Origin of the sequence: Streptomyces brevispora, from assembly GCF_007829885.1 — a bacterium.
GTDB lineage: Bacteria > Actinomycetota > Actinomycetes > Streptomycetales > Streptomycetaceae > Streptomyces > Streptomyces brevispora.
This window is the reverse complement of record NZ_VIWW01000001.1, coordinates 340,716-354,199: the sequence shown is the minus strand read 5'-3', so window position 1 is coordinate 354,199 and position 13,484 is coordinate 340,716. Positions and strand designations below refer to the sequence as shown.

Below are 13,484 nucleotides of genomic sequence, written 5' to 3'. Positions count from 1 at the left end.
CTGATGACCACGACACTCCGGCCTTCCGGGCCGATCCAGTCAGGCGCCGACGGCGCACAGCACCGCGCCTACGACGTATGTGACAACGGGCGGCCCGTCGGCGCCGTCGATATCGCCACCGAGCCGGGGCCGGCCGGCGGCGCGGGCCTGCTGCGGTCCCTGCGGATCGACGAGCCCGTCCGCAGGCGCGGCCGCGGGACCATCGCGGCCCTGGCGGCCGAGGAGGTGCTGCGCGGCTGGGGCTGTACCCAGGTGCGTACGGAAGTCGCCGCGGACAACACCGCGGCGCGGCGGCTCGCCGCCGCACTCGGCTACACCGAGCGCAGCCGGAACATGATCAAGACCCTGCCGTCCGGCCCCCCGGCCCTGGCGGAAGGACTGACCGCACGCCCGATGACGCCCGGGGAGTTCGCGGCATGGGAGGAGAGGGCCATCGCCGCCTACGCGGAGAGCCTGGTCACCCGCGGCACCTCGGAGGCGACCGCCCTCGAGGCCGCCCGCACCTCCCACGCCCGGCACCTGCCGGACGGCCTGGCCACCGAGGGCGCCCATCTGCACCTCCTGATCCACGACGGCGAGGCCGTGGGGCACGTCTGGGTGGCCCGGTTCGAGATCCACCCCGGTCTGCTCGTCGGCTACGTGTTCGACGTGGAGGTGCATGAGGAGTTCCGTGGCCGGGGGTACGGGCGGGCACTGATGCTCCAGGCGGAGCGGATCGCTCTCGCGGCGGGCGACGAGCGGCTGGGCCTGCACGTGGTCACGGCCAACACGGCCGCGGTCCGGCTGTACGAGTCGCTGGGCTACGAGCCGAGCCAGTACCACCTGACCAAGCCGCTGTAGGCGTCCAGGGCCTCTCGCCCGCCCTCTCAGCCCTGTCCGGCGAGCAGCCGGTCGGCGATCTCCTCGATGCGCTCGCGCAGTCCTTCCTGGCTCTTGCCGCCGTCCAGCCGCTCGCCGCCGATCACATAGGTCGGGGTGCCTGTGACCCCGATCGCCTTGCCCTCGGCCTGGTCGGCGTCGACGATCAGCATGTGCCGGCCGTCGATCAGGGCGGTGTCGAACTCCTCGGCGTCCAGACCGAGTTCCCCCGCCACCTCGATCAGCATCGGCTCGCCGGCGCGGGCGAGGTCATCGGTGCGGGCGAGTACGGCCTCGATGTACGGCCAGTCCTTGCCCTGCGCCGCGGCCTCCTCGACGGCCTGAGCGGCGGCATAGGAGTGCTTGTGCTTCTCCAGCGGGAAGTGCCGCAGTCGCACCTCGATCCGGTCGCCGTACCGCGCCCGCAGGGCGTGCACATCGGTGAGGGCGTGGTGGCAGTCGGGGCACTGGAGCTCGCACCAGATGTCGAGGACGACCGGTGCTGCGGGGGTGGAATCACTCATGGGACCAGTCTCCCAGGGTGTACCGGGGAGTACCGACCGGCACCGGCCCGCACGGCACCTGGGGAGGATCCCGGCCCTGATATGTCCCTGATGTGGGCTCCGGGCGTGGCCGCGGGCCCGTGGACGGGTGCAGGATGGAAGGGACGTTTCCCCTGCGCCTGGAGGCACCGATGCTTGCCGAGACCATTTGTTCCGCGGCGTCCGCGGCGGGCCTGGGCATCGCCGCCGTCACCGCGTACCGGAAGCGCTTCCTCGCCGCGACGAGGATCGCGGCCTACTCCCTGGTCCCGATCGGCCTGGTGCTGACCGGTGTCGTCCAGTGGGTGACGGACATCGCGTTCAAGCCGAGTGTCTGGCTGGGCTTCGGCCTGCTGGGGGTGGCCTGGCTGCTGTTCATCATGACCCGCGCGATCGAACGGCGCGGGGGCGGCACCCGCAAGGAACGCAAGGAGGCCGCCCGTGCCGCGAGGAACGGCGCGGTGGCTCCGGCCGCCTCGGCCCCCTCGTTGGGGGCAGGTCTTCCGGCAGTCCGGTCGCAGCAGCGGGAGAAGCCGGAGAAGCAGACCGCCGCGCGTGGCTCGGGCGACGACTTCAGCGACATCGAGGCCATTTTGAAGAAGCACGGCATCTGACGGCCCGCCCGTACGCCCGATCACGTACCCGGCTGCGGGGGAGTGGGAGAGTGAGGGCAACAGCTGGAATGAATCGATTCAGGCATGATCCTTGACGGTGTTCGGGGATGGGGCTAGCGTCCCGACCGGATTGAATCAATTCACTCACGCCGTCCGTACGATGGGGTGACGCCGCTGGACCAGTGCGGCCGAGGGCACCAGTGGGGCAGGGCAAGTGGCGCGTGTGGCAGGGATCAAGGATGTGGCCCGGCAGGCCGGGGTCTCCGTGGGCACGGTCTCCAATGTGATCAACCGGCCGGAGGCCGTACTCCCCGAGACCCGGGCGCGAGTGCTGGCCGCCATCGAGGAGCTCGGCTACGTCCGCAGTGAATCCGCCCGTCAGCTCAGGGCCGGGCGCAGCCGGATCATGGCCCTGCTCGTCCTGGACATGGGAAACCCCTTCTTCGTCGACGTGGCCCGCGGCGCCGAGCGCGCCGCCCGCCAGGCGGGCCTCGGTGTCATGGTCTGCAACAGCGGCCAGAGCCCCGCGGAAGAGGCCGAGTATCTCGGCCTCTTCGCGGAACAGCGAGTGTGCGGAGTGCTGGTCACACCGGCCGACGCGACCGGCCGCAACCTCGAGTCCTTCAGCCGCCACCGCATTCCCTACGTGCTGGTGGACCGCGTCGCATCCGGCACCGGGACCTGCGCCGTCTCCGTCGACGACGTGCGGGGCGGCGCTCTGGCCGTCGGACACCTGGTCTCGGCCGGGCACCGCTCGGTGGCGTACGTCAGCGGACCCGGCGACCTGCACCAGATCAGGGACCGCCGCACGGGTGCGCTGTCCGCCCTGGCCGAGGCGGGGCTGGCCCCCGAGGCACTCGTCGAGATCCCCTCCGACCGGCTGGACGTGGCGGCCGGACGCGACGCCGGGGCCCGGCTGCTCGGTCTCGTGCCCCGCCCCACCGCCGTGTTCTGCGCGAACGACCTGCTCGCCCTCGGCGTCCTGCAGGCGCTGTACGCGGCCGGGGTGCGGGTGCCGCAGGACATCGCCATCGTCGGATACGACGACATCGAATTCGCCGCCGCCGCTGCCGTTCCGCTCACCTCGGTCCGCCAGCCGGCGGTCCTGATGGGCCGGCTGGCCGCCGAACTCCTGCTGGAGGAGGCGGACGACGACGAGGGCCACCACGAGCACCGCAGTGTGGTGCTCCAGCCGGAACTCGTCGTGCGCGCATCGAGCTCCACGCCTCGCTGAGACGGTCGCCCGCCCCTTCGTTCCTTCTGCCGTTCCTTTCCGCCTGCCCGAAATGGAGACCGCGTGTCCCTGTTCGACCTTCCCCTGGATCAACTCCGCTCCTACCGGCCCGAGTCCGCTGAACCGGACGACTTCGACGCCTTCTGGGGGCGCACCCTCGAAGAGGCCTCCGCACACCCGCTGGACGCCGAATTCACCGTGCACGACGCCGCGTTGAGCAATGTCGTTGCCCATGACGTGTCGTTCGCCGGCTGGGGCGGCCACCGCATACGCGCCTGGCTGAACGTGCCCGCCGGTGCCGAGGGCCCGCTGCCCACCGTCGTCCACTACCTGGGATACGGCAGTGGGCGCGGGCTGCCGCACGACCACCTGGTGTGGGCCGCCGCCGGATGGGCCACCCTGCTCGTGGACACCCGGGGGCAGGGCGCCGTCAACAGCAACTCGCCCGGCTCCACGCCCGACCCGCACGGCGGCGGCAATCCGCAGTCGCCCGGCTTCATGACCCGCGGCATCCTCGACCCCGACGAGTACTACTACCGGCGGGTGTTCACCGACGCGGTACGCGCCGTCGAGGTGGCCCGTACCCACCCGGCCGTCGACCCGGACCGGATCGTCGTGCACGGCGGCAGCCAGGGCGGCGGCATCGCGCAGGCGGTGGCGGGGCTCAGCCCGCACGTCAAGGCCGCGCTCATCGACGTACCGTTCCTGACGCACTACCGGCGCGCCGTCGAGATCACCGACCAGGACCCGTACCAGGAGATCGTCCGCTTCCTGTCCGCCCAACATGGTGTCTCCGACCAGGTGTTCCGGACCCTCTCGTACTTCGACGGCCTCAGCTTCGCCGCCCGGGCGACGATGCCCGCGCTCTACTCGGTGGCCCTGATGGACACCGTCTGCCCGCCGTCCACCGTCTTCGCCGCCTACAACCACTGGGCGGGCCCCAAGGAGATCGTGGTCTATCCCTGGAACAACCACGAGGGCGGCGGCTCGACCCACCGCGGGGTTCAGTTGCGCATGCTGCGCGACCTGGGCTGACGGGCGACGGGCCGGGAAAGCGGCGGGGGATCGCCCGACGGTCCCGAACGTGGGGCGGATGATCGGACACGCAGGCGATTTCGATCACCACGTGAGGGGTGAACTCCCCTCGTGAAGAGCAGCGTTGATCGCCAACGGGTCCGGACTGCGTCATGATCGTCCGGAGATGGTGGACACCTCACGGGGCGATGCCCCCGCACCCCCCGCCGAAGAGCCGCGTGGCTGCCTCTTCGCGCTTTCCCAGCCCCCTCTGATGATCTTCCTCGCGGTGGTCGGCAGCCTGCTGCTGATGGCCGCGTTGCATGATCTCTTCGTGCTGTGAACGGTCAGCCGGCCGCTTCCCTGCGGCGCGCCCGGTACGCGGCGACGTGCAAGCGGTTACCGCAGGTGCGGCTGGAACAGTAGCGGCGGGAGCGGTTGCGGGAGAGGTCGACGAAGGCGTGCCGGCAGTCCGGCGCCTCGCAGCGCCTCAGCCGCTCCGTCTCGCCCGCCACGATGATGAACGCGAGGGCCATGCCGCAGTCGGCCGCCAGGTGGTCGGCGATGGAGGCGTCCGGCGCGAAGTAGTGCACGTGCCAGTCGTAGCCGTCGTGATTGCTGAGCTGCGGCGTGGTGCCCGCGGCGGCCACCAGGGAGTTGACGAGCGAGGCGGCGACCTGTGCGTCGGACGCCGCGAAGACCGCCGCGAACCGCGCCCGAACGTCGTGCACGGCCCGTAGGTCCTTCTCGTCGAGCTCGCTCACCCCGCTCAGGCGGTGGTGCTCGGCGAACGCGTAGAGCGCGGGGATTCCGGCGAGCGCGTCGGCCGGTGACCCGTCCTCCCGCTGTGCGCTCTCGGGCGCGGTGTTCACCAGTTCGACCACCGTTTCGAGGGCGATCCGGGTGTCGTGGGGAATCAGCACGCTTTCGCTCCCTGGCCTCCGGCGGGCGGGCGCCCGCCGATGCCGGCTGACTCTACTGGTACTGCCGCGGCGCCCAGGGGCCCGAGACGGCCTCTGGGGCCCCTGGGGCGCACTTACCGGCCATCGGGCCGAGAGGCGACGGGCGCGGGTCCGTGGCGGGGCTGCGGCGGGCCGGCCAGGGGCGTCCGGGCGGGACGGGGGACCGGATGAACGCGGACCGGCGCCGTCACCACGGTGGATTCCGTGGTGACGGCGCGGGCTGCATCCGTATGAGGTTGTCCGCGCGACGCCGTCTCCCCGAGTAGGACGGCGTCGTGCAGTTCTCGGCCTGGCTCAGCTTTCCGCCAGGATGTGTGAGAGCTCCGTATCGAGATCGAAGTGACGATGCTCGGTGCCGGGCGGAACCGCGGCGTCGGTCCTCTTCAGGAACGACTCCAGGGCCCTTGCCGGGGCTTCGAGCAGGGCTTCGCCCTCCGGGGAGCTCAGTGCGATACAGACGACGCCCTGGCCGTGACTACGGGATGGCCAGACGCGGACGTCTCCGGTGCCGGTGGGCCTGTGCAGCCCCTCGGCAAGGAGGTCACGGGCGAAAACCCACTCGACCGTTTCCTCCGCTCCGGTGTGGAAGGTGGCGTGCACGGCATACGGATCGGCCGTGTCATACCGCAGGCCCGCGGGTACAGGCAGTGAGGACTCGCTCGACACAACGAGGCGCAGGTGCAGCTCGCAGCTGACCGTGGTGTTCATAAGCGCCAGGGCCTTTCGCTCAGTGTGCGCTCGGGGATTCGCACGTCGGCGAAATCGACATGCCACCTACGGTGGCGTTGTAAACCCGTCTGACCGTTTTGTGCTTCTTGAGGTAGCTCGTATAGCGGTGTGTAACTTTGGGTTATGCGGCCATTCCGGTGACGAAGGCCGTTCCGGTAGGTTGACCCCCATGAATGCGGAGAGTGACGAGCGGGACGGGGCCGCCGCATCGGCGGATCCGGCGCCCGCGACGGGGGGCGTGACGGAAGGCGCCACGGAAGACGTCGTGCCGGGTGTGGCGGAGGTGGATCCCGAGCTCGGCTCCAGGGCGCCCGGGTTCATCAAGGCGTCCAGGGCGCTGCACCTGAGCTGGCAGGTCGGCGTGTTCATGGTCGGCCTCGCCGTGGTGGTGGCGGGCATCATCATGCTGCCGCTGCCCGGCCCCGGCTGGCTGGTGATCTTCGGGGGCATGGCGATCTGGGCGACCGAGTTCGTCTGGGCGCAGCTGGTGCTGCGCTGGACGCGGCGGAAGGTCACCGAGGCCGCCCGGCGCGCCCTCGACCCCAAGGTGCGGCGGCGCAACATCGCGCTCACGGTGATCGGTCTGGTGATCGTCGCGGTGCTGGTGGGGATCTATGTGTGGAAGTTCGGAATCGTCATGCCGTGGAAGATCCACGAGTGATCCGGAGCTGGTCGGGGGGCGCCACTGACATGGGGTAATGTTTGGCCTGCGCCCGGGCGATTAGCTCAGTGGGAGAGCGCTTCGTTCACACCGAAGAGGTCACTGGTTCGAACCCAGTATCGCCCACCCGGACCGATGGCCCGGAAGCTTCAACAAGCTTCCGGGCCATCGGCGTTTTCGCGTGCGCGATTCAAGCGCTTCGACTGATTTTCGTCCCAACTGTTGACGCCGTCGATGGCGCTCCTTACCTTGACCCGGCAAGCGCTTTCTAAAACGATTCAATCAAGCGTAGGGGCGAACTATGTCTCGGAACGAAGGCATGGACCGGCGGCAGTTGCTGAGGCTCGCGGGCCTCTCGGCTGCCGGCGTCGGGCTGACGGCGGCGGGCTGCGGATCCGGCGGCGGCTCGAACGGGGCGGTCACCATCCGGCATGCCTGGTGGGGCGCCGACGACCGGGCGAAGAAGGTCCAGGAGTGCGTCAGGCTCTTCGAGAAGAAGCACCCGAAGATCAAGGTGAAGACGGACTTCCAGCAGTACGCGGACTTCTGGAAGAAGTTCAACACCCAGGCGGCCGGTGGCAACCCGCCCGACGTGATCCAGAACGCGGTGACCTTCCTGCGCAAGTACGAGGCGAAGAACGTCCTGCTGGACCTCAATCCGCAGGCGAAGAAGGGCAACCTCCAGTTGGACGGCTTCCGCTCGGGGCTGGAGAAGTTCGCCGAGATAGACGGCAAGCTGCTCGGCGTACCGGTCGGCAGCAACTCGATGGCCCTGGTCATCGACGAGAAGGTCTACGAGAAGGCGGGCATCGACCACAGCCTCGGCTGGACCTGGGACGACTGGTACGCGGGGCTGCGGAAGATCAAGTCGGTCTCGCACATGGCCGGCGACTCCGGCCCGCACGGCATCATGTACCTGTACGACCTGATCCTCCGCCAGAACGGCAAGGCGTTCTTCACCAAGGACGGCATGGGCTTCGGCGAGGCCGAACTGCTTCCGTACTGGACGGAGTCCCTCGCGCGGGTCAAGGCGGGAATCTACGCCGACCAGAAGAAGGTCGAGCAGATCAAGCCCGCCTCCGCGCTCGCCAAGGGCATCTCGGCCGGAGAGTTCACCTGGGACAACTTCTCCGTCCGCTACAGCGCGGAGGGCAAGAGCAGCTACGGCCTCGCGCCCATCCCGAGCACCGACGGCAAGAAGACCGGCCAGTACCTCGGCTCGCTGATGCTGAGCGGCACGGCCCGCACCAAGCATCCCGCCGAGGTCGCCACCTTCATCAGCTTCATGACCCACGACCCCGCGGTCGCCCGGATCATGGGCTACGACCGCGGAGTGCCCGCGACCACCGCGCAGTTCGAGGCCTTCCAGCCGGCCGACGCCCCGAGCAAGGCCATCGGCGCCTACGAGACCGAGATCGCCGACGCCGGAGTGCTGGAGCCCATCACGCCGCACCCGGCCGGCGCCGACGTCGTCGAGGCGGCCTTCCTGCGCATCGGCAGCGACATGTCCCTGGGCAAGTCCTCGCCGCAGGACTCGGTGAAGCAGTTCTTCTCCGAGGCGAAGACCGCCCTCGCCTCGAACTGAGAGGGAACGCGGTGACTCACATCCAGACGTCCGCGAGCGGCCCGGCCCTCAAGAGCGACCCCGCCGCCGCGGAGTGGAACGGCCCGGGACGCAAGAACCGGGCCGCTCCGCAGCCGCGGGGCCACCGCGAGAATCTGACCGGCTATCTCTTCATGTCGCCCTGGATCGCGGGCTTCCTGTTCCTGATCGCCGGGCCCATGGTCTTCTCGCTGTACCTCGCGTTCACCGACTACAACCTGTTCGACGCGCCGCGCTGGGTCGGACTCCAGAACTTCACCGACATGTTCGCCGACCCGCGCTGGCGCCAGTCGGTCAAGGTGACCTCCTGGTACGTGCTGATCGGTACCCCGATCAAGCTGGCCGCCGCGCTCGCGGTGGCCATGCTGCTCGCCCAGAAGCGGTGGGGCCAGTCCTTCTACCGGGCCGCGTTCTACGCCCCGTCGCTGATCGGCGCGAGCGTCTCGGCGGCCATCGTCTGGCGCGCGCTGTTCTCGGACGGCGCCGTCGTCGACCGCGGGCAGCAGCTGTTCGGTATCGACGCGGGCGGCTGGATCGGCGACCCGGAGATGATCATCTACGCGCTGGTGGGCCTCACGGTCTGGCAGTTCGGCGCCCCGATGGTGATCTTCCTGGCCGGCCTCAAACAGGTCCCGAAGGAACTGTACGAGGCGGCGGAGATGGACGGGGCCGGCTCCTGGCGCAGATTCTGGAGCATCACCCTGCCGATGATCTCGCCGGTGCTGTTCTTCAACGTACTGCTGGAGACCATCCACTCCTTCCAGATCTTCGCCTCGGCCTACATCGTCAGCAACGGCACCTGCGGTCCGGGCGACGCGACGCTCGTCTACACCTGTTACCTGTACGACCAGGGCTTCGCGAACAGCCGGATGGGCTTCGCCTCCGCCATGGCCTGGCTGCTGCTCGTCGCGGTGGGCCTGGTCACCGCCGTGCTGTTCTGGTCCCAGAAGCGCTGGGTGCACTACGAGGAGGACGGCCGATGAGCCGGACGGAAGCCACTGCCCCGCGACGCCGGCTCCCCGGCTCACTCGCCTGGCACCTCGGGGCGCTCGCCATCCTCGTGGTGATCCTCTACCCGGTGGTCTGGACGATCGGCGCGTCCTTCAAGCCGAGCGAGGACATCGTCGGCGCACTGAACCTCTTCCCGACCGACCCGATCACCTCCAACTACCGACGGCTCGCCGACGGCATCGCCGACATACCGATCTGGAGGTTCTTCCTGAACTCGGCCTACATATCGGTCGGTTCGGTCATCGGGGTGGTGTTCTCCTGCTCACTCACGGCGTACGCCTTCACCAAGGTCAGGTTCGCCGGGCGCAAGATCATGTTCACCGTCATGGTCGGCACGCTGCTGCTGCCGTATCACGTACTGATCATCCCGCAGTACGTGATCTTCCAGAAGCTGGAGCTGATCAACACCTTCACTCCGCTGCTGATCGGCAAGTTCCTGGCCACCGACGCGTTCTTCGTCTTCCTGATGGTGCAGTTCATGCGCGGACTGCCCAAGGAACTCGACGAGGCGGCCCGGCTCGACGGCTGCGGGCACCTGCGGATCTACTGGTCGATCGTGATGCCGCTGTGCCGGCCCGCACTGATCACCAGCGCCATCTTCACCTTCATCCAGGCCTGGAACGACTTCATGGGCCCCCTGCTGTACCTCAACGAACCGGACAAGTACACGGTCTCGATGGGGCTGAGGATGTTCATCGACCAGGACGCCGTCGCCGACTACGGCGGCATGATCGCGATGTCACTGGTGGCCCTGCTTCCGGTGCTGGCCTTCTTCCTGGCCTTCCAGCGCTACCTCATCGACGGCATGGCCACCTCCGGCCTGAAGGGCTGAGCAGCCAGTGGCCAACACATCCGGCACCGCGCCCAGGACCTCCTTCGTCCGCGAGCGGTTCAGCGTGTTCACCGAGTGCCTGCTCACCGGCGTGTGGATCACCGTCGCCGCCCTGCCGCTGGTCACCTTCCCCGCGGCGTTCGCCGCCGGGGCCCGCCATCTGCGCCGCTATCTGGCCGGTGAGACGGGCGGGGTGCGGGAGTTCACCGCCGACGTACGGGAGGCGTTCCGCAGTGGCTGGCGGGTCTCCCTGCTGTGGTGGGCGGCGCTCGCGCTGCTTGCCTTCGACTGGCAGGTCGCCCGGTCGGGCCTGCTGCCGGGCGGCCGCCCGCTCGTCGTCGTGAGCCTGCTCGGGCTGCCGGCCGTCGCCGTCTGGGGACTGCGTACGGCCGCCGCCTGGCGCCCCGGCACACCCTGGCCGCAGACCGCACGGGCCGCGGGCCGCAGGACCCTGACCGACCCGGCCGGATCACTGCTGCTCGTCGGCGGATTCGTGGCCCTGGCCCTCGCCGCCCGGCAGGTGCCGCCGCTGGCCGCACCCGCCCTGGGCTGCCTGGCCGCGGCGGCGGTCGCCGCCGACCGCCGCTGACCCGCCCCCACCTACCGCACCCCACCCCACCACGCGTCAGCGTGCGATCAGTCATGCCCGTTTCGCAACGAACTGGAGTCGTGATGTCCCCGATCCCCCGCCGTACCGTTCTCAAGGCCGCCGCCGTCGCGGGCGCGGCCACCCCCTTCTCCTGGGTGCTGAGCGACACCGCCCAGCAGGCCGCCGCCACCGGGAAGGCCGCCGAGGGCCCCGTGGAGATCAGCTGGCTGGAAGACGCCGGGCTCGGCGCCGCACCCGGCACCACCTTCGGCGTCCCGTGGGCGCGGGGCCGCCACCCCGCGGACCAGAAGTTCGCCCTGGCCACCGCCGACGGCAAGGACATCCCCGTCCAGACCTGGGCCACCGCCACATGGCCGGACGGCTCCCTGAAGTGGACCGCCCACGCGGTGGGCCCCGAGGCCCGGGCGGCCAAGAAGTTCGCCCTCACCGCCGGTGAACCGGCCGCCCCCGCCGCCAAGGTCACCGTCAGGAACAGCGGCGGCTCGATCACCGTCTCCACCGGAGCCATCACCGCCAGGATCGGCAAGACCGGCTCCTCGCTGATCACCTCCCTCACCCGTGGCTCCACCGAGATAGCGAAGGACGGCCGGCTCGTCCTGATCCGCCAGGGCGAGATCGAGGACGGCGACCAGGGACAGCAGAAGTACGAACGGTTCGAGAGCGCCATCAGCAAGACCGAGGTCGAACAGAGCGGACCCGTCCGCGCCGTCGTCCGCATCGACGGCAAGCACCGCCGCGGCAGCCGCTCCTGGCTCCCGTTCTCGGTGCGGCTCTACTTCCACGCGGGCGCCGAATCGTTCCGCATGATGCACACCATCACCTTCGACGGCACCCAGGAACCCGGCCGCGCGAGCGGCGACTTCATCCGCGGTCTCGGCGTCCGCTTCACCGTCCCGATGCGCGACGAGATGTACGACCGCCACATCCGTATCGGCGGCGACGACACCGGAATGCTCCGCGAAGCCGTCAAGGGCATCACCGGGCTGCGCCGCGACCCGGGCGCCGCCGTCCAGGCCGCCCAGTTCGAGGGGACGAAGCTGCCCGATCCGGCGACCTGGGACCAGCGCGTCACCACGCGGCTCCCGCTCATCCCCACCTGGGGCGACTACACCCTCAGCCAGCTCTCCGCCGACGGCTTCGCGCTGCGCAAGCGGACCAAGAAGGGCCACGGCTGGATCGCCGCGGGCGGCGGCCGGCGCGCCTCCGGCTTCGGCTACGTGGGCGGCGCGAGCGGCGGACTCTCCTTCGGACTGCGCGACTTCTGGGAGAAGTTCCCCGCCCAGCTCGACATCCGCGGCGCCGACACCAAGGCCGCCGAGGTCACCCTCTGGCTCTGGTCGCCCGAGGCCGAACCCATGGACCTGCGCTTCTACCACGACGGCATGGGCCAGGACACGTACACCAAACAGCTCGACGGCCTCGAGATCACCTACGAGGACTACGAGCCCGGCTTCGGCACCCCGTACGGCATCGCCCGCACCAGTGAACTCGTCTTCTGGGCCAACGAGTCCACCCCCAGCGCCGAGGCCCTCGCCCAGCAGACCCACACCGTCCGGACCCTCCCGCAGCTCGTCGCGCCGCCCTCCCAGCTGATCGGCGCGAACGTCTTCGGCGGACTCTTCTCCCCGGTCGACCGCTCCACCCCCGCCAAGGCGAAGATCGAGGACCACCTGGACTTCCTGTTCACGTACTACAAGGACCAGGTCGAGATGCGCCGCTGGTACGGCTTCTGGGACTACGGCGACGTCATGCACTCCTACGACCCCGCCCGCCACCAGTGGCGCTACGACATCGGCGGCTACGCCTGGGACAACTCCGAACTCTCACCGGACCTCTGGCTCTGGTACGCCTACCTGCGCTCCGGCCGCGCCGACATCTTCCGCTTCGCCGAGGCCATGACCCGCCACACCGGTGAGGTCGACGTCTACCACCTCGGCGACTGGGCGGGCCTCGGCACCCGCCACGGCGTCCAGCACTACGCCGACAGCGCCAAGCAGCAACGCATCGCCAACACCACCTACCGGCGGTTCTACTACTTCCTCACCGGGGACGAACGCGTCGGCGACCTGATGCGCGCCAACGTCGACTCCGACGAGACCTTCCTCGCTCTCGATCCGCTCCGCAAGATCCGCACCGAGCCCTACACCCCGGACCGGCACGCCCTGTCCATCGGCTTCGGTACCGACTGGAGCGGACTCGTCTCCGCCTGGCTCACCGAATGGGAGCGCGGCGGCCCGCAGGCCGAGAAGGCCAGGGCGCGGGTCCTCGGCACCATGGAGACGATCGCCGCCCAGCCCAACGGATTCGTCCAGGGCAGCGGCCTCTACGACCTGGACACCGGGAAGTTCGCCGTCGCCACCGAACCCGTGGTCAGCGTCTCCCACCTGTCCGGCGTCTTCGGGCTGGGCGAACTGTGCGCCGAACTCATCGACCTGGTCGACATGCCGAAGTTCAAGGAGGCGTACCTCGACTACTGCCGCTACTTCAACGCCTCCAAGACCGAACAGGCAGCCCGCTACGGCTCCAACTTCGGCACCCTGCTCCTCTTCCAGGGCCACTCCCGCATGGACGCGTACGCCGCCGTGCAGACCGGCGACGCTAAGCTCGCCGCGCGCGCCTGGGAGAAGTTCTACAACAGTGACGGGTACAAGGAATCCGCACCCTGGAAGACCGAGAAGGTGAGCGGCCCGGTCACCACCGTCCCGGGCAGCGAGGCCAACTGGGTCTACACCAACGACACCGCGCTCTACGGCCTCGCCGCCATCGAGAACCTCGCCCTCGTCGGTGACCGGATGCCGGCCTGAGGCCCATGAG

The 13,484-nt window shown here is 69.5% G+C and carries 14 protein-coding genes and 1 tRNA gene; 12 read left to right on the top strand and 3 right to left on the bottom strand.

Annotated features, from left to right (window positions below):
- Positions 1 to 3 precede the first annotated feature (3 nt).
- Complete coding sequence (locus tag FHX80_RS01630) at positions 4 to 840, top strand: GNAT family N-acetyltransferase (protein ID WP_145762455.1); 837 nt, start codon at positions 4 to 6, stop codon at positions 838 to 840.
- Positions 841 to 866: 26 nt separating this feature from the next.
- On the opposite strand, the gene FHX80_RS01625 is transcribed toward FHX80_RS01630, so the two are convergent.
- The gene (locus FHX80_RS01625; protein WP_145762454.1) at positions 867 to 1,382 is read right to left on the bottom strand and encodes a DsbA family protein; all 516 of its coding nucleotides are present in this window, start codon (positions 1,380 to 1,382) and stop codon (positions 867 to 869) included.
- A gap of 170 nt (positions 1,383 to 1,552) precedes the next feature.
- On the opposite strand from FHX80_RS01625, the gene FHX80_RS01620 reads away from it, so the two are divergent.
- The 4 genes from FHX80_RS01620 (at position 1,553) to FHX80_RS34570 (ending at position 4,605) form a co-directional block, all read left to right on the top strand.
- Positions 1,553 to 2,014, top strand: coding sequence for a hypothetical protein (locus tag FHX80_RS01620; protein ID WP_145762453.1), 462 nt, complete (start codon positions 1,553 to 1,555; stop codon positions 2,012 to 2,014).
- 214 nt (positions 2,015 to 2,228) lie between these two features.
- Positions 2,229 to 3,248 (top strand): LacI family DNA-binding transcriptional regulator, encoded by a 1,020-nt coding sequence (locus FHX80_RS01615; protein ID WP_145762452.1) that lies wholly within the window; start codon positions 2,229 to 2,231, stop codon positions 3,246 to 3,248.
- Between the two features lie 63 nt (positions 3,249 to 3,311).
- A complete protein-coding gene (locus FHX80_RS01610) occupies positions 3,312 to 4,283 on the top strand; it encodes an acetylxylan esterase (RefSeq protein ID WP_145762451.1) in 972 nt (323 codons plus the stop codon).
- A 166-nt stretch (positions 4,284 to 4,449) separates the two neighbouring features.
- A complete protein-coding gene (locus tag FHX80_RS34570) occupies positions 4,450 to 4,605 on the top strand; it encodes a hypothetical protein (RefSeq protein ID WP_167523345.1) in 156 nt (51 codons plus the stop codon).
- A 4-nt stretch (positions 4,606 to 4,609) separates the two neighbouring features.
- Here FHX80_RS34570 and FHX80_RS01605 read toward each other — a convergent pair whose 3' ends face one another.
- Both FHX80_RS01605 and FHX80_RS01600 read right to left on the bottom strand, forming a co-directional pair.
- A complete protein-coding gene (locus FHX80_RS01605) occupies positions 4,610 to 5,185 on the bottom strand; it encodes a CGNR zinc finger domain-containing protein (RefSeq protein WP_145762450.1) in 576 nt (191 codons plus the stop codon).
- 333 nt (positions 5,186 to 5,518) lie between these two features.
- Positions 5,519 to 5,932: an SsgA family sporulation/cell division regulator gene (locus tag FHX80_RS01600; RefSeq protein ID WP_003959770.1), complete on the bottom strand. Its 414-nt coding sequence runs from the start codon at positions 5,930 to 5,932 to the stop codon at positions 5,519 to 5,521.
- Between the two features lie 190 nt (positions 5,933 to 6,122).
- Between FHX80_RS01600 and FHX80_RS01595 the strand changes: the two genes are divergently transcribed.
- From FHX80_RS01595 to FHX80_RS01565, 7 genes are all read left to right on the top strand, one after another.
- Positions 6,123 to 6,614, top strand: a complete 492-nt coding sequence (locus FHX80_RS01595; protein WP_145762449.1) for a TIGR02611 family protein — start codon at positions 6,123 to 6,125, stop codon at positions 6,612 to 6,614.
- Between the two features lie 54 nt (positions 6,615 to 6,668).
- Positions 6,669 to 6,740: transfer RNA gene (locus FHX80_RS01590), tRNA-Val, on the top strand.
- Between the two features lie 175 nt (positions 6,741 to 6,915).
- Positions 6,916 to 8,199, top strand: a complete 1,284-nt coding sequence (locus FHX80_RS01585) for an ABC transporter substrate-binding protein (RefSeq protein WP_145762448.1) — start codon at positions 6,916 to 6,918, stop codon at positions 8,197 to 8,199.
- Positions 8,200 to 8,210: 11 nt separating this feature from the next.
- A complete protein-coding gene (locus FHX80_RS01580; protein ID WP_411977554.1) occupies positions 8,211 to 9,200 on the top strand; it encodes a carbohydrate ABC transporter permease in 990 nt (329 codons plus the stop codon).
- Positions 9,197 to 10,060 carry a carbohydrate ABC transporter permease gene (locus FHX80_RS01575; RefSeq protein ID WP_145762447.1) on the top strand — a complete coding sequence of 288 codons (864 nt, stop codon included), beginning with the start codon at positions 9,197 to 9,199 and terminating at the stop codon, positions 10,058 to 10,060. Before FHX80_RS01580 ends, FHX80_RS01575 begins: the two co-directional genes overlap by 4 nt.
- A 7-nt stretch (positions 10,061 to 10,067) precedes the next feature.
- The gene (locus FHX80_RS01570) at positions 10,068 to 10,649 is read left to right on the top strand and encodes a hypothetical protein (protein ID WP_145762446.1); all 582 of its coding nucleotides are present in this window, start codon (positions 10,068 to 10,070) and stop codon (positions 10,647 to 10,649) included.
- Between the two features lie 83 nt (positions 10,650 to 10,732).
- The gene (locus FHX80_RS01565) at positions 10,733 to 13,474 is read left to right on the top strand and encodes an exo-rhamnogalacturonan lyase family protein (RefSeq protein WP_145762445.1); all 2,742 of its coding nucleotides are present in this window, start codon (positions 10,733 to 10,735) and stop codon (positions 13,472 to 13,474) included.
- Positions 13,475 to 13,484: the final 10 nt, after the last annotated feature.

Coding starts and splice junctions, on each gene's coding strand:
- FHX80_RS01630 (WP_145762455.1), top strand. CDS start 4: ATGACCACGACACTCCGGCCTTCCGGGCCGATCCAGTCAGGCGCCGAC.
- FHX80_RS01625 (WP_145762454.1), bottom strand. CDS start 1,382: ATGAGTGATTCCACCCCCGCAGCACCGGTCGTCCTCGACATCTGGTGC.
- FHX80_RS01620 (WP_145762453.1), top strand. CDS start 1,553: ATGCTTGCCGAGACCATTTGTTCCGCGGCGTCCGCGGCGGGCCTGGGC.
- FHX80_RS34570 (WP_167523345.1), top strand. CDS start 4,450: ATGGTGGACACCTCACGGGGCGATGCCCCCGCACCCCCCGCCGAAGAG.
- FHX80_RS01600 (WP_003959770.1), bottom strand. CDS start 5,932: ATGAACACCACGGTCAGCTGCGAGCTGCACCTGCGCCTCGTTGTGTCG.
- FHX80_RS01595 (WP_145762449.1), top strand. CDS start 6,123: ATGAATGCGGAGAGTGACGAGCGGGACGGGGCCGCCGCATCGGCGGAT.
- FHX80_RS01585 (WP_145762448.1), top strand. CDS start 6,916: ATGTCTCGGAACGAAGGCATGGACCGGCGGCAGTTGCTGAGGCTCGCG.
- FHX80_RS01575 (WP_145762447.1), top strand. CDS start 9,197: ATGAGCCGGACGGAAGCCACTGCCCCGCGACGCCGGCTCCCCGGCTCA.
- FHX80_RS01565 (WP_145762445.1), top strand. CDS start 10,733: ATGTCCCCGATCCCCCGCCGTACCGTTCTCAAGGCCGCCGCCGTCGCG.